The organism is Micrococcus sp. EWR3.9.1 (assembly GCF_052615555.1).
Genome location: NZ_JBQXFD010000068.1, coordinates 1 through 226 on the forward strand (window position 1 = coordinate 1; position 226 = coordinate 226).

Sequence of the window (226 nt, forward strand, 5' to 3'; positions counted from 1 at the left end):
AGGTTCGCGGCGATGGCGTCCTTGAGCCCGGGGTGGGCATCAGAGGTGACCAGCCGGACCCCGGCCAGGCCCCGGGCGACCAAGTCGGCGAAGAACTCGTTCCACGCCGCCCCGGTCTCGCTGGTGGCCACCCGCAGGCCCAACACTTCGCGGTGGCCGTCGCCGTTGACCCCGGTGGCGATGAGCACCACCGCGTTGACCACACGCCCGCCCTCACGCACCTTCA

The 226-nt window shown here is 71.7% G+C and carries 1 protein-coding gene; it reads right to left on the minus strand.

What is annotated here, in order from left to right:
• On the minus strand, positions 1–226 hold a 226-nt coding region (locus ACUJ8O_RS11610), incomplete at both ends, for a transposase (protein WP_445373414.1).